17 protein-coding genes are annotated in these 15,832 nt (G+C 60.7%); 1 reads left to right on the forward strand and 16 read right to left on the reverse strand.

The window, feature by feature from the left end:
• Window positions 1-12 precede the first annotated feature (12 nt).
• The 9 genes from fdh3B to VOY09_RS12845 form a co-directional block, all read right to left on the reverse strand.
• Window positions 13-609, reverse strand: a complete 597-nt coding sequence (gene fdh3B, locus VOY09_RS12805) for a formate dehydrogenase FDH3 subunit beta (RefSeq protein ID WP_322894211.1) — start codon at window positions 607-609, stop codon at window positions 13-15.
• A 14-nt stretch (window positions 610-623) separates the two neighbouring features.
• Window positions 624-3,593 carry a formate dehydrogenase subunit alpha gene (locus VOY09_RS12810; protein ID WP_322894210.1) on the reverse strand — a complete coding sequence of 990 codons (2,970 nt, stop codon included), beginning with the start codon at window positions 3,591-3,593 and terminating at the stop codon, window positions 624-626.
• Window positions 3,593-3,805, reverse strand: a complete 213-nt coding sequence (locus VOY09_RS12815) for a hypothetical protein (RefSeq protein WP_322894209.1) — start codon at window positions 3,803-3,805, stop codon at window positions 3,593-3,595. The genes VOY09_RS12810 and VOY09_RS12815 overlap by 1 nt, the downstream gene beginning before the upstream one ends.
• 58 nt (window positions 3,806-3,863) lie before the next feature.
• The gene (locus VOY09_RS12820; protein WP_322894208.1) at window positions 3,864-4,469 is read right to left on the reverse strand and encodes a molecular chaperone TorD family protein; all 606 of its coding nucleotides are present in this window, start codon (window positions 4,467-4,469) and stop codon (window positions 3,864-3,866) included.
• A 140-nt stretch (window positions 4,470-4,609) separates the two neighbouring features.
• Window positions 4,610-5,257 (reverse strand): DUF3306 domain-containing protein, encoded by a 648-nt coding sequence (locus VOY09_RS12825; protein WP_322894207.1) that lies wholly within the window; start codon window positions 5,255-5,257, stop codon window positions 4,610-4,612.
• Between the two features lie 3 nt (window positions 5,258-5,260).
• On the reverse strand, window positions 5,261-5,791 hold the full coding sequence (locus VOY09_RS12830) for a DUF3305 domain-containing protein (protein WP_322894206.1): 531 nt from the start codon (window positions 5,789-5,791) through the stop codon (window positions 5,261-5,263).
• Between the two features lie 9 nt (window positions 5,792-5,800).
• Window positions 5,801-6,784 (reverse strand): DUF6352 family protein, encoded by a 984-nt coding sequence (locus VOY09_RS12835; protein ID WP_322894205.1) that lies wholly within the window; start codon window positions 6,782-6,784, stop codon window positions 5,801-5,803.
• Complete coding sequence (locus tag VOY09_RS12840; protein WP_322894204.1) at window positions 6,784-7,329, reverse strand: DUF6505 family protein; 546 nt, start codon at window positions 7,327-7,329, stop codon at window positions 6,784-6,786. The genes VOY09_RS12835 and VOY09_RS12840 overlap by 1 nt, the downstream gene beginning before the upstream one ends.
• A complete protein-coding gene (locus VOY09_RS12845) occupies window positions 7,326-8,060 on the reverse strand; it encodes a biotin/lipoate--protein ligase family protein (RefSeq protein ID WP_322894203.1) in 735 nt (244 codons plus the stop codon). Before VOY09_RS12845 ends, VOY09_RS12840 begins: the two co-directional genes overlap by 4 nt.
• A gap of 111 nt (window positions 8,061-8,171) precedes the next feature.
• Here VOY09_RS12845 and VOY09_RS12850 point away from each other — a divergent pair, with 111 nt between their 5' ends.
• On the forward strand, window positions 8,172-10,124 hold the full coding sequence (locus VOY09_RS12850; RefSeq protein WP_322894202.1) for a 4Fe-4S dicluster domain-containing protein: 1,953 nt from the start codon (window positions 8,172-8,174) through the stop codon (window positions 10,122-10,124).
• Here the strand turns inward: VOY09_RS12850 and VOY09_RS12855 are convergent.
• The 7 genes from VOY09_RS12855 to VOY09_RS12885 form a co-directional block, all read right to left on the reverse strand.
• Window positions 10,121-10,906, reverse strand: a complete 786-nt coding sequence (locus VOY09_RS12855; RefSeq protein ID WP_322894201.1) for a substrate-binding domain-containing protein — start codon at window positions 10,904-10,906, stop codon at window positions 10,121-10,123. The two genes, VOY09_RS12850 and VOY09_RS12855, sit on opposite strands and share 4 nt — an antisense overlap.
• A gap of 11 nt (window positions 10,907-10,917) precedes the next feature.
• The gene (locus tag VOY09_RS12860; protein ID WP_322894200.1) at window positions 10,918-11,640 is read right to left on the reverse strand and encodes an ATP-binding cassette domain-containing protein; all 723 of its coding nucleotides are present in this window, start codon (window positions 11,638-11,640) and stop codon (window positions 10,918-10,920) included.
• Window positions 11,634-12,338 carry an ABC transporter permease gene (locus VOY09_RS12865; RefSeq protein ID WP_322894199.1) on the reverse strand — a complete coding sequence of 235 codons (705 nt, stop codon included), beginning with the start codon at window positions 12,336-12,338 and terminating at the stop codon, window positions 11,634-11,636. Before VOY09_RS12865 ends, VOY09_RS12860 begins: the two co-directional genes overlap by 7 nt.
• A 233-nt stretch (window positions 12,339-12,571) precedes the next feature.
• Entirely contained in the window at window positions 12,572-12,745 is a 174-nt protein-coding gene (locus VOY09_RS12870; protein WP_322894198.1) for a hypothetical protein, read from the reverse strand.
• Between the two features lie 102 nt (window positions 12,746-12,847).
• Entirely contained in the window at window positions 12,848-14,152 is a 1,305-nt protein-coding gene (locus VOY09_RS12875) for a TRAP transporter large permease subunit (protein WP_322894347.1), read from the reverse strand.
• A 1-nt stretch (window position 14,153) separates the two neighbouring features.
• Entirely contained in the window at window positions 14,154-14,708 is a 555-nt protein-coding gene (locus VOY09_RS12880; RefSeq protein WP_322894197.1) for a TRAP transporter small permease, read from the reverse strand.
• Between the two features lie 54 nt (window positions 14,709-14,762).
• Entirely contained in the window at window positions 14,763-15,734 is a 972-nt protein-coding gene (locus VOY09_RS12885) for a TRAP transporter substrate-binding protein (protein ID WP_322894196.1), read from the reverse strand.
• Window positions 15,735-15,832: the final 98 nt, after the last annotated feature.

The raw sequence follows: 15,832 nt of genomic DNA on the forward strand, positions 1-15,832 counted from the left end.
TTCATGTTCTCCTTACACCGTAACCGTTTCGCCGTAGGCCGTGCGCCAGCCCCAGGCACCCGATCCATAGCCACGGGTCACAACCCGTTCGCGATAGATATCGGCGATGATGTCACCATCCCCGGCCAACAGCGCCTTGGTCGAACACATTTCCGCACAAAGCGGCAGCTTGCCTTCGGCCAGACGGTTGGCACCGTATTTGACATATTCGGCCTGCGACATGTCTGGCTCTGGACCACCCGAACAATAGGTGCATTTGTCCATCTTGCCGCGTGTGCCGAAATTCGCAGTTTGCGGATATTGCGGCGCACCAAAAGGGCAAGCGTAGCTACAATAGCCACAGCCGATGCAGGTGTCCTTGTTATGCAGCACAACAGCATCGTCAGTGGTGTAGAAACAATCCACCGGACAGACCGCAGCGCAAGGCGCATCGGTGCAATGCATACAGGCCATCGAGACCGACCGTTCACCCGGCAGACCGTCATTGAGCGTGACAACCCGGCGGCGGTTGATGCCCCACGGCACTTCATGCTCGTTTTTGCAGGCGGTAACGCAGGCGTTGCATTCGATGCAGCGATCCGCGTCACAAAGGAATTTCATGCGTGCCATTTATAAATCCTCCCTTATGCCGCAGCAATTTGGCAAAGCGTAACCTTGCCTTCATGCATGCCGGTCACCGGGTCATAGCCGTAGCTGGTGATAACATTGACGGATTCGCCCAGAACAATCGGGTCAGTCCCGGCAGGGTAATTGCCGCGCTGATCTTCACCCTGGAACCAGCCTGCGAAGTGGAAGGGCATGAAGGCCAGACCAGAGTTGACCCGTTCGGTCACCAAAGCCTTGACCCGCGCTTTGGACTCGTTCTCAGGCCCATAGACCCAGACCCAACCGCCATCGACGATACCGCGTGCGGATGCGTCGGCCGGGTTGATCTCGACGAACATATCCTGCTGCAATTCAGCGAGCCATGGGTTCGACCGGGTTTCTTCACCGCCACCTTCATATTCGACCAACCGACCCGAGGTCAGGATGATCGGGAAATCCTGTGCGAGGTTACGATCCACAGCACTCTGCTGCACGGATCTGCCGATATTGGGCATCCGCTGCTGACGACCGTCTTCATTCGTCGGATATTCCGCCACCAGTTCCGGACGGCCCGAATAGATCGGTTCGCGGTGAACCGGGATCGGGTCCGGCAGGTTCCATGCGATGGCACGGGCCTTGCCGTTGCCATAAGGCACACAGCCATGTTCAATCGCGACGCGCTGGATGCCGCCCGACAGGTCGATGGACCAGCTCACGCCATTGATCATCTCTTCATCGCCGCCACCGATCTCTTCGATCACGGCCAGTTCCTGTGCGGTCAGGTCGCTGTCCCAACCAAGTTCGCGCAACATGCCCATGGTGAATTCGGGATAGCCATCCTCGATCTCAGACCCGGGGTTCCAGCTGCCTTCGGCCAACAAAGTCTCGCCATCACGTTCCAGCCCGAAACGGGGACGGAACGCGCCGCCACCCTCCATCACCGGGATATTGGTGTTGTAAAGGATGTGGCTGCCAGGATGCCGGAACTCCGGCGTCCCCCAGCAAGGCCAAGGCAGGCCGTAGAAATCGCCTGCGATCTCGGCAGGGGCATCCGGTCTGGCTTTCAGAGTGACCAGATCGAAATACTCCTGATTGGCCATATGCGCCTTGAGCCGTTCCGGGCTTTGGCCGGTGTAACCGACAGACCAGCCACCACGGTTGATTTCGCGCAAGATCGACTCCGGTGTCGGTTCCATCCCGAACTTGCCTTCGACGAGCTCGAAATTCTTGCACATCTCATCAGCAAAACCGAGCCGCTGCGACAGAGCATACATCACTGCATAATCATTGTCGGATTCGAAAATCGGATCGACGATCTTCTCGCCCCACTGAACCGAACGGTTGGATGCAGTGCGCGAGCCGGAACATTCAAACTGCGTGCAGATCGGCAGCAGATAGGTGTTGTCGGTGCGAGAATGCAGTGCGGCAAAGGTCGTCGGATGCGGGTCGGCCACAACCAGCAGATCCAGCGCATCCATGCCGCGACGGGCATCCTGCATCCGGGGCACGGTATTGCCGCCGTGACCGAAGACGATCATCGCCTTGATGTTGTCCTTCTGGTCAACTTCTTCGCTGTCCATCGTGACCGCGTCGAACCAACGGGTCGAGGTGATGCCCGGAATGGTCATGTTATCCTCGGCCGTGCGCGCATCGCGCCCGCCTTTGGACGGCACGTCATCAAAGCGTGTGATGAAATATTCGTAAGGCACGTCCCAGACGCGCGCCCAATGCTGCCACGCGCCAGCACCAAGGCCGTAGTAGCAAGGCAAGTTACCGACATCGAGACCGAAATCCGTCGCACCCTGCACGTTGCAATGGCCACGGAAAATATTCGCCCCATTGCCCTCAGACCCGACATTGCCTGTCGCCAGCAGCAGGATGTTATAGGCCCGCACGTTTGCGGTGCCGACGGTGTGCTGCGTGCCACCCATGCACCAGATAAAGGTCGAAGGGCGTTCCTTGGCAAAAGTCTCGGCCGCACGTCGCAATGTGGCGCCGTCGATACCAGAGATTTTTTCGACAACCTCGGGCGTATAGGCGCGCACGACTTCGCGAACCTGATCCATCCCGTAAACGCGCTGTGACAGATATTCAGTATCTTCCCAGCCGTTTTCAAAGATGTGGTAAAGCATCCCGTTGATCACGGCGATATCGGTGCCGGGGCGGAACCGGATATATTCCGTCGCATGGGCCGCTGTGCGGGTAAAGCGCGGGTCAAGCACGATGACATTCGCGCGCTGCGTTTCCTTGCCGGTCAGGATATGCTGCATCGACACCGGATGCGCCTCTGCCGCGTTAGACCCCATGAAGATCACGGTTTTCGAATTGCGGATGTCGTTATAGCTATTGGTCATCGCGCCATAGCCCCAGGTGTTCGCAACACCTGCAACTGTGGTCGAGTGACAAATCCGTGCCTGATGGTCGACGTTATTGGTGCCCCAGAAGGCCGCGAGCTTGCGGAACAGATAAGACCCTTCATTGCTGAACTTGGCCGACCCGAGCAGATAGACCGAATCCGCGCCAGAGGTCTGACGGATCTCGCCCATCTTTTCGGCGATTTCATCCAGCGCCTGCTCCCAGCTGATGCGCTGCCATTCGCCGCCGACCTTTTTCATCGGATATTTCAGGCGACGGTCACCATGCACAACCTCACGCACCGATGCACCCTTGGCGCAATGCGTGCCGCGGTTGATCGGGCTGTTATAGGCAGGCTCCTGCCCGACCCAGACGCCGTTCTGCACTTCGGCAATCACCGAACAGCCCACAGAACAATGGGTGCACATGTTCTTCTTGATCTCGATCGGTTGCGCGTTGTCGGTGAAACCTTCAGCAGCGACCCGCTGCGTCAGGCCGGACCCGACCGTGGCGATTACGGCCAGACCACCGATGCTCATCCCCGATGCGCGCAGAAAGCTGCGGCGATCCAGTGGTTTGGCAGCAACCCCTGCGGCCATTTGCGACAGACGACCGGTCGATGTCGCCTCACGTGTTCTGCGTTTGACCAGCATCAGTTGTCTCCCCCGTTATAGTAACGATTGGTGCGGTAATAGGTCGCGACATGCTCCGTCTCCTGATACCGCGCCTTTGTGCGCTCATCCCCGGTTTGCTGCGCCATGACCGGGCGCGCCCCGCCTGCCGTCAAGGCAGCGGCAGAAGCACCCGTCGCCGCAACGCCGAAAAATGCCCGGCGGCTCATTGGATCGTGTTTGTCTTTTGTCATCTGCTTCTCCCTCGTGGCGGACCTGACAAGCTGGCTGGCTTGACGGCGTAAAATCTTACTAGGCAGCAAGCGCGAACGCGCGGGCCTCGATATCTGTCAGTAACCGGCCAATCTCGGCCAGCGGTCGGTAAAACTTTGCACTTGGCGCAATCGCAAGATCATCAAAAAATTGCGCGGCCCAAGGGGCGATGTGGCGATTGAAAAACGCCGCCTGCATGTCAGGGCTTGTCGCGATCTCGCCTGCGATCATATCGGCCATCACATCCAGCAAAAGCGCGATGTGATCTTCGGGTTCATGCCGCCCTTTGGCGCGCGCGACACCCAGCCGCGACAAATCATCACGCAACACCGCCAATGGCCGTTCATTCAGAAACCCGGTTAGGTAAAAACTGGCATAGGGCAGCAATTCGCCACGCCCGACACCGATGAACAGCTCAAAAAATTCGCGCTCGACAAGTTTCGGGTCAGCGGTTTTCGCAGCTTCGGCCAGCGCGGTGAAGGCTTGACCCAAAGGCGTCTGATCGCCCTGCAACAGCGCGATGTTGTCCAACAATGTCTGATCTGGACTGGACGACAACATGCGCGCCAAAAAGCGATATTGTTCGCTCCTTGCGGCCTCGAGAGGATCAATGGCTCGCCCGGTGATGGGCTGGCTATCCGTCATGTTGCTTAGTTCCACTTCCCTTGCGGTAAGAAAATATTACCACTGGCCAGAGTATTAAACAGACAGAACGTGACTGTCCAGATTGTTCAGCAGATTTGCGATCAAGATTTACCACCTGCTGCGGCTAGTGTCGCATCAAACTAGCTGGGCAAGGCCCCGCCATGCCGCCTGCGCAAAAGCGGCAATTCAGCTTCGGAATCAGATGCTTCCGCCGGCGCCTGCGCTGACGCTGCGTCAGCCTTCGTGGTGATGTGATCACCTGCGACCTTGGGCTGACCCTCCACCGCACCCGCCTGCTGCACTGCAACATCCGCGGCGGATTCCGGCGCGATTTCACCCGCATCGGCCACTGTTTCAAGCGCCTGCGCAGTTTCTGCATCGCGGCGTGGCGCGAAAAGTTCGCGCAGCATTTGTGCCGCCCGTTCGGGTGATGGGGCCGCCCCATCGCCCGGCACACCGCCCGGCGTGTTCCAGTCCCAGGCGTAATCCACGGCCGGGTCCTTGTGATCCCTGATCCCCGGCACAAGCATCCATTTGCGGCGCAAGGCCGCATTGCGCAGCGCCTGCGGCACGCCCTTTTGCAAAAAGACGCGAATATCGGTCTGTGGCGTCAGATCATCCAGCGCGGGGAGTGCGGCGATATCTTCATCGCTAAGTGATTCTTCCACGACCTCCGGTTCGGGGGCAGTTGCGACTTCATCAACAGGCTCCTCCGTGACCGGCTGCGCACGCTTGTTGCGTGACCAGCGGCCAAGAAAGGATGTGTCATCGTCACTCGGTCTTGGCATGGCTCACCTCTTGCGCGGGTTATGCGCCCATTTGTCTTCATCTTGCAGAACACGCGGGGCACGTGGCGGCGGGGCATTGGGGTCGATCACATGGCGTTTGCGTTTCTTGAACGGAATATCGACGTGATATTTGGCAATGAATTCCGCAATCTGCGTCTCGATCACCGCAGGCATTGGCACCGGCTCGACGAACAGATCCAGATCAGAGGCATAGCCTTCGCCCTCATAAGGGTCCGCCGTCACATTCACGATCTCGGCAGTCTTGGGGTTCTGGCCCCGCAAAGCGACCCAAAGAGCCGGACGCCCAGAAGCCAGATTATCCTGATGGTGCAGCGTATCACCGGAATAAAGCACCAGATCGCGCCCGCCCAGATACCACGTCTCGACCCCGTTTTCGGCATAGAGCAAAGTATTGGGTGCCGCGTCAGGCTCTTGCGGCAGCACCGAACAGGGCCGCAATTCACCAGCGCCCCATTTGGTGACCGCAGGCCGCCGGATCGCCAGAACAGAGATGCGCAGGGTTTTTACAGGCATTGTCTTCCCTCAGTTCAACGCGGCAAGCGGCAGGCCTGTCAGCAGGTTCTGCGGTTTGATCCGCACTGCCCCATCGGCCCCCAGCCCCAGAAACAACCAAATCGGCTGGCCGCGCATATCAGGGGCCACGCGGGCCTGATCCGCGATATCAAGCCGGAACAGCCCGACCAATGTAGCAGGCATCGGCTGATTGTTCCACAAGGCGTTGCCAATCGCGGTACCAGCCTGATCCAGCCCCACGAACCACCGCAGATCGATATTCTCCGCGCTGGTCTGCGCCGTGACCGTGCAATCCAGCCCGAGCATATGCCGCAGAAAGGCGGCAATCGCCTCGGCCATGCCCGCCCGCGCCGATGCATCGCCGCCGAAGTTCAGCACCATCGTATGCGCATCCGACCGCGACCAATAGGTCCAGTCATTGCTGTCGCTTAAAACATCCAGCCCGTCGATCCCGCCCGACAGCATCGCCGTCAGAGGTGAGCTGTGCATTTCCTGTTCCAGCAATTGCACCAATTCCTCATCCGCCAGAAACAGATTGTCGTCCTGAATATGGCTGCGCTGCGGGCGAAAGAAACATTCCGCCGCGCGCAGGATTTGCGGATCGGTGCAGCCATCCAGCGCATTGCGCAGGATCAACTGCACAAGCTGCGACATGAAAACGACAGGGATGATCACACCGTCCTGCACGATCTTTGCATAGCCTTCCTCCACCGTGCCAGCAGCAATCAGCCGGTCGCGCAGGGCCAGAAGAAAGCGCCAGTTTTCCTGCGCATCCGCGTCTTGCAGCGCGATCAGTTCGATCTGGGACACTTTCGCGCGGGGATGATCCATCAACCGTTTATGCAGGGCACGCTCAGCCGCGCAAGCCTCTGGCGGCGGCAAGACCTCTGGCCGGGCGAGCCAAGCGAGGATCAGTTCATCCGTGACGATCATGCGCCCTGCATTGTCCAGACGGGTCAGATGATGGCCCGAGGCGACCCAGAATTCAGGCATCAGGATTGTCCTCTTAAATCAAAGATATCCACGTGATCTTCGTCTTCCTCGAAAAACTGAAAGGCACGGTCATGCCCTTGCAGATGCGACCCGGAAAAGGCGGTTTCATCACGTGGTTTGAGCGTGCGGAACTGCTCACGGATATCGCCCGCGTCATGTTTGCGGTGCAGCGCAATCAACGTGTTCACCGGATGATCGCGGCACAAGCTTTCGGCCAAGGCGACCTCTTCTTCGGCGGCGGGCTGTGCTGCCTCCAGCGACGGCGCGCTCAGATGCGTGACCAATTGCTGCGCCAATATCGCGATCATCTCTTCGCGTTCCTCGGGCCGCGCTTCTTGCACCGTCACCAGCGTCGAATGGCCGAAGCTGTCCACCCCAAGAAAGCCGGAGCGGAAGGCAATCGCCTCTTTGCGGGTCAGATCATCCGGGCTGCGCCCCCAGAACAGGAATGTGCCCGGCACGGCCCATTCCCCGGGGCTGGCCGCAAGGCTGAACACCACCATATCGGATGCATCAAGCTGAATGGTCCGCGGCAGGCGGATCACAGTTTCGGCCCCTTGGCATCGCGCCAACCCGTCGCGTTCAAGGATTGTAGCAATGGGTCCGATCTTTTGCCACCACCCGCTGGCGTGATCTCGACCAACCGGTCCCCCTCGATCCGGCGCACACCGCGCAGCAGCGGCGGGTCGATGCGCATCAGATAGCGGTTGGTCACGGCCTCCAGCCCGTCATGCTGCCAGCGGTCGAAATAGAGCATCATGTAGCTCGCGAAGGTCGCGATGATATCCTCTGCCGGGTCAAAGGCCTCTTCCTGCAGTGACGTAGAGTCAGGAAACCGCCCCGGTTCGGGCAAATGGTCGCGGTCGGCGATCAGTTCCGCCGCAAAAACCATCCAATCCGGCACATCCTGCGGCCCGGTGCCGGGGGCAACAGCAAAGCGCCCGCCGCCGATGCGCGCCTTGTCATAGCGGATTTCATCCGGCCAATTCAGCCGCACCGCGCGTTCGGGCGGGCAATGCGCGGCGAGTGCATCCGCCACAGCGACCATGCCCAAGGGAAAGGCCATCTGCGCCTCTTCCAGCTTTTGCTCCGGTTCCAGCACCACCGCGAAGGTCAGCAACCCTGACGCAGCATGGCAGACCAAAGTGCCCGCGCCATGCGTCGGCGCAAGGGCCACCGCCTGTTCCAGCACATCCGGCCCGGTGCCAAGATGCAGGGTGTAAGGCGGCGGCAGCAGGACGCGGCCCAACCCATGTGTCTGTGATGTGATGTCCATGTGACCCCCTGATTATCGCGCGCCTGTCACTGGGCTTTGCGAACAATGCAGCGTATATCGGCCAAAACACGTCAAGTTCCAGCGATATCTAGCGAGAGGCGAGACTGCATCATGCCCCAGCCAACCAAAACCCGTCTGATCTGCAACTGCGAAGGCAGCATGACGATCGATGCGCAAACACTGGGCGGACAGGGCAACAGCGCGCATCATCTGTGTCGCAGCCAGCTTGACCATTTCCGCAAGGCGCTGGGTGATTTCGCAGAAGTGACCGTGGCTTGCACGCAGGAATCCCCGCTTTTCGCCGAAGTGGCCGAGGATATGGATTACCAAGGCACGCTGCATTTCGCCAATATCCGCGAAACGGCGGGCTGGTCCGAAGAAGGGCAATCCGCCGCACCCAAAATGGCCGCATTGCTCGCGATGGCGGAACTGGCCGCCACCTCGTTTGATATCGTCAGTCTGGAAAGCAACGGCATCGCCCTGATCCTTGGCCGCGATCAGGCGGCGCTGGATGTGGCGCAAAACCTGTCCGACACGCTGGATATCACCGTTCTGCTCACCCCCGGCGCGGATGTCGCCCCCCGCGCGCAGACGACCTGGCCGGTGCTGCAAGGGCGGATCCGGCGCGCATCGGGGCATCTGGGTTCCTTTGAACTGACGGTCGATGATTATGCGGCCCCGCTGCCCTCATCGCGCACAAGGCTGGTGTTTGACGCGGCGCGCAATGGCGCAATCTCGACCTGCGATCTGGTGATCGACCTGACCGGCGGGCAGCCATTGTTCCATGAAACCCGTCCGGGCTATTTCAGCGACGATCCGCGCGACCCTGTGGCTTTGGCCAAGCTGGTGACCGCAGCCAGCCAGATGGTCGGCACCTTTGATAAACCAAAATACATCAACTTCACCCCTGATCTTTGCGCCCATTCGCGCAATACGCTGACCGGCTGCGCCCGCTGTCTGAACCTCTGCCCAACCGGGGCGATCACGTCTTTCGGTGACACTGTCGCGATTGATCCCAATATCTGCGCAGGTTGCGGCCAATGCGCTGCGGCCTGTCCGACAGGCGCTGCCGCCTATGCGCTGCCGGTGGTCGACAATATCGCCGCCCGGTTGCGCGTGGGACTTGCCGCCTATTTCGCGGCTGGCGGCAAGGATGCCCCTGTGCTGCTGTTCCACGATGCCGGCCATGGATCTGCCCTGATCGACGCGAGCGCGCGGTTCGGGCGCGGCCTGCCTGCGCATGTGATCCCGCTGCAGATCAATGAACCGACCCAGATCGGGCCCGAAATCATGGCCGCAGCACTGGCCTATGGCGCAAATGGCGTGCGGGTTCTGGCCAAAGAACGCCCGGCGCATCCGCTGGACGGGCTGCAAGAGACATTGGACCTGATGGCGGTGATCTGTGGTGAAGCAGGCCATGATCCCGCCGCCTGTGCGCTGCTGTCAATCGACGATCCCGATGCGCTGGATGCGGCATTGTGGCAGCCAGCCACACCCGCCCGCGCAAAGCGGTCCGGCTTTCTGCCCCCCGATGACAAACGCGGTTTGCTTTTGTTGGCGATGGAGGAGTTGAACCGCACCGCACCCACGCCCACGGACTTTATCCCGCTGGAGCACGGCGCGCCTTTCGGCAGCGTCACGCTGGATCACGATGCCTGCACGCTGTGCCTTGCCTGTGTCGGGGCCTGTCCTGCCGGGGCCTTGTCCGACAATGCCGACATGCCGATGCTGCGCTTTACCGAAAGCGCCTGTGTGCAATGCGCCATCTGCGTCGCGACCTGCCCCGAAGATGCGCTAAGCCTGACGCCACAGATCGATTTTGCCGCATGGGCGGCACCAAGACGTGTGCTGAAACAGGAAGACCCCTTTGCCTGCACGTCCTGCGCCAAACCTTTCGGCACCAAATCCAGCATCGACCGTGTCATGCAGAAACTGGAAGGCCATTGGATGTTCGCAGGCAATGCCGGGGCTGACCGCCGCCGCCTGCTGACCATGTGCGATGATTGCCGCACGCGGGAGGTGGTGATCGCGGGCTTTGATCCGCATGAAAAGGTCGGCGGTTAATCGGTCGGGGTGGCGTTGAAGATGAACATCTGCATCCCGTCGATCTGAAACCCATCAATCAAAGCCGCCGCGCGGGGCGAGGTCAGCCAATCCTCGACCTGCGCGGATAAATCGGCGCGCACATGCGGGTGTTGCTCTGCATTGATCGGTAGAAAGGCATATTGGTTGAACAGCGCCGGATCCCCTTCAAACAAAAGCGCCAGATCGCCCTTGTTGCCAAAGGCGGCCCAAGTCGCGCGGTCGCTCAGGATATAGGCGGGCATCGCGCTGGCGGTATTCAATGCCGCCCCCATGCCTGCCCCGACTGAACGATACCAAGTCTGATCAGGCACAATCTCGGCCTGATCCCACAAGCTCAATTCGCGCGCATGCGTCCCGCTATCGTCGCCGCGGCTGACGAAAGCAGCCTGTGCCTCCGCAACAGCACGGAAGGCCGAGGCAGCGTCAACGGCCTGCGCCACGCCTGCCGGATCATCGCTGGGGCCGATAATGACGAAATCATTATACATGATCTCGCGCCGATGCGTGGCATGGCCAGCCGCGATCAGCGCCTCTTCCCCTGCGCGGGCATGGGCAAGCACCGCATCCACATCGCCCGCTTCGCCCAGACGCAGGGCCTGCCCGGTTCCAACGACCACAAGCTCTGCGGTAATGCCGGTGTCCTGCGCCAACGCGGGAAGCAGAACATCCGCCAGCCCCGAATTTTCAAACGAGGTGGTGACGGCGATGCGCAAACTATCGGCCTGCGCAGCACAGGCCAGGCCGCAAAACCAAAGTGACAAGATAAGCCGCTTCAAAATACCAGATCTCCGTTCAGAAACGCCGTCGCCTGCGCCGACGCAGGTCCGGCAAAGAAGGCCGCAGCAGGCAGCATTTCGACCAGTTTTCCATCATGCAAAAACAACACCTCATCCGCCAGACGCCGCGCCTGCCCCAGATCATGGGTCGACATCACGATCCTTGTGCCTGCATCGCGGGCCGCCAGCAGGATCGCCTCGATCTCTTGCGTGGCGTGGCCGTCAAGATTGGCGCAGGGTTCATCCAGAAACAACACCTGCGGCGCCGTCACCAAGGCGCGCGCCAGCGCCAGTTTCTGCTTTTCGCCGCCAGACAGCACCGTCGCCGGGCGCAACAGCGCCGCACCCAAGCCCACACGCGCGGCCCAACCGTCGGCGGCAGCGCGGGCCTCGGCGCGGCGCATACCCCGCAGAACCAGCGGATAGGCGATATTGTCACGCACATTGCGGCGCATCATGATCGGCGTCTGAAACACGAAGGATTGCGCGGCATGGGCATCCGCATCACTGACCGCCCAGGCTTTGCGCCCGGCAGAGACCCGTTCGATCCCATGCATCACCCGCAGCAAGGTCGTCTTGCCGCTGCCATTCGGGCCGATCAGCACGCTGATACCGCTGCCCTTCAAGGCCAAGGTCACCGGGCCAAGCAGCCGCTTGCCGCGGCGGCGCACCGCAACCTCTTGCAGATCCAGCGGCAGGATATCGGGTGATTTTACCATCGGCTGCCCTGTTCGGTGCGCGACAGGATATGGATGCTCAGATTAACAAGTATCGCGAGCGCGATCAGGATAAAGCCCAAGGCCAGTGCCAGTGCGAATTCGCCACGCCCGGTCTCCAGCGATATCGCTGTGGTCAGCACCCGTGTCGCATTGTCGATATTGCCGCCGACGATCATGATCGCGCCCACCTCACCAATCCCACGCCCGAAACCTGCGAGCTGCGCGGTCATCAACGTGCGCCGGCCGTCCCAGACCAGCGTGACAATCCGCTGCCACCGCGATGCATGCAGCGAGATCAGCAGATCATGATAATCCGCCCATAATTCCCGCATCGCCTGATGCGCGATCGAGGCGACCAAAGGCGTGATGATGATGACCTGCGCGATGACCATGGCGGTCGGTGTGAACAGCAGCCCCAGCACGCCAAAGGGGCCGGAGCGCGACAGCAGGATGTAAACGATCAGCCCCACCACAACCGGCGGCAGCCCCATCAGCGCATTGAGCAGCGCAATGACATAGCGCCGCGCCGGAAACCGGGTGACGGCAAGCCAGGCACCCATCGGCAACCCGATCACCGAGGCGATGGCGGTGGCACTCAACGTCACATAAAGCGAGCGCAGGGTAATTTCGATCAGTTCAGGATCAAGCGAGACAGCCAGCTGCGCCGCCTTGACAAAGCCGTCCGCAATATCGCTCATTCATATTCCATGGCTGATGTCACGCTGTCCAAACCCCCGCAGAGAAAAGCAACGCAACCGCGCGCCGCCGCTGTGCTCTAGCAGGAATTTGTTTGTAGCAACAAGCCTTGGAGGGTGCTGGACAGCGTACGCGCCCTTCGCCCCCCGATATCGTCGACCGGATGATGCCGCTTTGACCTATTCAGGCGGGCAGGTTTTGATACTGCCCGCCATTGGCTTGTCCCGCCCGTGGATCAGTTCGACAGCGCGCCTGCGGCGCCACCGATGACAGCACCGGGTGGTCCGGCGACCGCTGCGCCACCAAGCGCACCTGTCGCTGCGCGTTCATTGGTCGTGTCGCCGCAAGAGGCGAGTGCGAAAAGTGCCAGAAAGCCGACGATCACGCGCGAAGAATTCAATTTTTTCATCTGATGTATTCCTTACTATCTGATATCCGTTCAGTAACTGAAACTTCAAAAAGATGTTTTCGTTCCCAGTGTCTTCGTGATCATCCAGCGCATACGCCGCCGCTAGCGGTTCATCATCGTATTGGGCAGCCACAGGGCGATCTGCGGAAAAACCGACAGGATTGCCGTGGCGAGCACGAGGATCAGAAAGAACGGCAAAGCCATCCGCGCGATTTCAAAAATGCCGCGCCCGGTGATGGATTGCAGCACGAAGAGATTGAAACCAACGGGCGGTGTGATCTGGCTCATCTCGACCACAAGCACCAGAAAGATGCCGAACCAGATCGGGTCGATCCCTGCGGTCATGACCATCGGCAGGATCACCGATGTGGTCAGAACGACAATCGAAATGCCGTCAAGGAAGAACCCCAGCACGACGAAGAACAGCAAAAGCACTGCCAGTAGTGCGAATTGCGAATAGCCTTGCGTGCCGATCCATTCCGCCAGCAGCCGTGGAATGCCGGTATACCCCATCGCCACGGTCAGGAAAGACGCGCCCGCCAGGATAAAGGCGATCATGCAGGTGGTGATCGCGGCCCCTTGCAGGCTGGCAACCGCGCTAACGCGGTCCAGACCGCCGGTGAAACCCGCAATCATCAGCGCGCCGACCACGCCGATCACCGCCGCCTCGGTCGGTGAGGCAAGACCGCCATAGATCGACCCGATCACGGCAAGGATCAGCGCCACGGTCGGGCCAAGCGCCTTGATCGCATCCCAGCGGTCGGCCCAGCTCGGCGCCGGGTCCGGCGCGGGCAGTTTGTCCCGGTTGAACAGCGCCCAGATCATGACGTAACCGGCGAACAATGCCGCCAGCATCAACCCCGGCAGGACACCAGCCAGAAACAGTCGCGCGATGCTCTGTTCGGTCGCGGCCCCATAGACGATCAGAATGATCGACGGCGGGATCAGAAAACCAAAGGTCCCCGCCCCCGCCAGCGTGCCGATGGACATATCGGGATCATAGCCGCGTTTTTTCAACTCCGGCAAAGACATCCGCCCGACCGTCGCCGTCGTCGCTGCGGATGATCCGGACACTGCGGCAAACAACGCGCAGCCCAGAATATTGGCATGCAGCAATCCGCCCGGCAGGCGCCGGGTGAACGGCGCCAGCCCACGGAACAGATCCGATGACAGCCGCGACCGGAACAGGATTTCGCCCATCCAAATGAACATCGGCAGGGCGGTCAGGTCCCAGACATTCAGCGACCCCCAGACCTTGGTGGCGAAGACCGACCCGCCCAATCCGGGGCGGATCAGTTCCATCGCGACAAGTGCGACCGCCATCAGCGAAAACCCGACCCAGAGCCCGGCCAGCAGGAACCCGAACAAGGTCACCACGAGGATGATCGAAATCGTCAGCAGGTCCATCTCAATGGCCCCCAGCGCTGCGCTGATCTTCGGCACGCTGGAATGACGTGACCTGACCACGCAGTGCGGTGACCAGCTCATCCGCGACAGCGACCAGCAGCAGCCCGAACCCCAGCGTCATCACCCCCTGCGGGATCCAAAGCGGCACCTGCACCATCCCGAATGACACCGCGTTGAAACGCCAGGAATCCAGCACCTGTAAGCCTGAATGCCACGTCGCGAAACCGGCAAGCCCCAAAGCGACCATCAGCACCAGAATACCCAATATGCGCTGCACCACCGGCCCGCCGATGTTCAGCAGCAGGCTGACCCGCACATGCCCGCCCGCCCGCAATGTGGCCGGCAAGGCCAGCGTGGCAGAGGCGACGAACAGAAACCCGCCGAAATCCGACAAAGACGGAATGCTGAACCCAAGCGGCGTTGCCCCCGCGAAGATCAACGCACGGTCAAGCACACGGCCAAGGATCTGCACCAGAACCAGCACGGCAATCGCCACCATCGCCAGACAGGCAATGGCGAGCGCGACGGCATAAAGCGCGTCGAGGACCTTGCGCATAGGCGGCTCCTTTGTCAGTGAAAAGGCAGGACGCATAGCCCTGCCCAACCGTGCTTAATTGGCGCGATAGGCGTCCAGAACGGCAGCGCCCGCATCCCCCGCGCCGTCCAGCCATTCGGCGGCCATCGTTTCACCGATTTCGGCCAGACTTGCCGACAGGGCCTCTGACGGCTGCATGATCATCATGCCCGCCTCTTCCAGTGCGGCGATCTGGGTATCCGTCTCGGCGCGGGACATCTCCCAGCCGCGGGCCTCTGCCGCCTCGGCAGCGGCCAGCACGGCGGCGCGTTCATCGTCGGTCAGCGCGTCAAATGCCGCGGTGTTGACGAAAACCATATTCTTGGGCAGCCAGGCCTGCACGTCGATGAAATGGGTCGTGTAATCCCAGGCCTGCGACGACACGCCGGTCGATGGCGATGTGATCATCGACGCCACGCGCCCGGTGCTGAATGCGGTGGGAATATCGCCCGCCTCGACCTGTGTCGGGATCATGCCCAAAAGCTGCGCCAGCCGTTCCGTCGCATTGTTATAGGCACGAAAGGTCACGCCCTGCAGTTGGGCAGGGTCTGTGACCTCTTCGCGCAGAAAGAACGACTGCCCCGGCCAAGGTACAGAGTAGAGCAGCGTCAGCCCCTGCGCCTCCAGCGCGCCCGCGACTTCATCGCGCGATGCGGCCCAAAGCGCCTCTGCGTCATCATAGCTTGCGGCAAGAAACGGAATGCTGTCCACACCAAAGACCGGGTCTTCGTTGACAAGCTGCGACATCAGCACCTCGCCAATGGGCGCAAGGCCGCGCCGCACGGAATCCTTGATCTGGCCATGGGCAAACAGCGACCCGGCCGAATGGATCGTGATATCCAGCGATCCGCCCGTTGCCTCACGCACCTCATCGGCAAAGGCGGTGATGTTCTGGGTGTGAAAGACCGCATCGCCATAGGGCGTCGGCATGTCCCAACTGGTCTGCGCGAATGAAGGCGCGGCGGTGAGCGCGACAATAAATCCTGCTGCGGCGAAACGATTGTTCATGCTGAACTCCTTCATTTTTCTGGTCTGACGCGATTTCAATGAAGTGTTCACAGCGCCCTAGCTATTCGTCAACACAAATTTCATACGCCCTCTCAGGC

The organism is Yoonia sp. 67-2, from assembly GCF_035117555.1.
GTDB lineage: Bacteria > Pseudomonadota > Alphaproteobacteria > Rhodobacterales > Rhodobacteraceae > Yoonia.

Excerpts from the sequence above, each read along its gene's own strand:
- fdh3B (WP_322894211.1), bottom strand. The coding sequence starts at position 609 with ATGGCACGCATGAAATTCCTTTGTGACGCGGATCGCTGCATCGAATGC.
- VOY09_RS12810 (WP_322894210.1), bottom strand. The coding sequence starts at position 3,593 with ATGCTGGTCAAACGCAGAACACGTGAGGCGACATCGACCGGTCGTCTG.
- VOY09_RS12815 (WP_322894209.1), bottom strand. The coding sequence starts at position 3,805 with ATGACAAAAGACAAACACGATCCAATGAGCCGCCGGGCATTTTTCGGC.
- VOY09_RS12820 (WP_322894208.1), bottom strand. The coding sequence starts at position 4,469 with ATGACGGATAGCCAGCCCATCACCGGGCGAGCCATTGATCCTCTCGAG.
- VOY09_RS12825 (WP_322894207.1), bottom strand. The coding sequence starts at position 5,257 with ATGCCAAGACCGAGTGACGATGACACATCCTTTCTTGGCCGCTGGTCA.
- VOY09_RS12830 (WP_322894206.1), bottom strand. The coding sequence starts at position 5,791 with ATGCCTGTAAAAACCCTGCGCATCTCTGTTCTGGCGATCCGGCGGCCT.
- VOY09_RS12835 (WP_322894205.1), bottom strand. The coding sequence starts at position 6,784 with ATGCCTGAATTCTGGGTCGCCTCGGGCCATCATCTGACCCGTCTGGAC.
- VOY09_RS12845 (WP_322894203.1), bottom strand. The coding sequence starts at position 8,060 with ATGGACATCACATCACAGACACATGGGTTGGGCCGCGTCCTGCTGCCG.
- VOY09_RS12850 (WP_322894202.1), top strand. The coding sequence starts at position 8,172 with ATGCCCCAGCCAACCAAAACCCGTCTGATCTGCAACTGCGAAGGCAGC.
- VOY09_RS12860 (WP_322894200.1), bottom strand. The coding sequence starts at position 11,640 with ATGGTAAAATCACCCGATATCCTGCCGCTGGATCTGCAAGAGGTTGCG.
- VOY09_RS12865 (WP_322894199.1), bottom strand. The coding sequence starts at position 12,338 with ATGAGCGATATTGCGGACGGCTTTGTCAAGGCGGCGCAGCTGGCTGTC.
- VOY09_RS12870 (WP_322894198.1), bottom strand. The coding sequence starts at position 12,745 with ATGAAAAAATTGAATTCTTCGCGCGTGATCGTCGGCTTTCTGGCACTT.
- VOY09_RS12875 (WP_322894347.1), bottom strand. The coding sequence starts at position 14,152 with ATGGACCTGCTGACGATTTCGATCATCCTCGTGGTGACCTTGTTCGGG.
- VOY09_RS12880 (WP_322894197.1), bottom strand. The coding sequence starts at position 14,708 with ATGCGCAAGGTCCTCGACGCGCTTTATGCCGTCGCGCTCGCCATTGCC.
- VOY09_RS12885 (WP_322894196.1), bottom strand. The coding sequence starts at position 15,734 with ATGAACAATCGTTTCGCCGCAGCAGGATTTATTGTCGCGCTCACCGCC.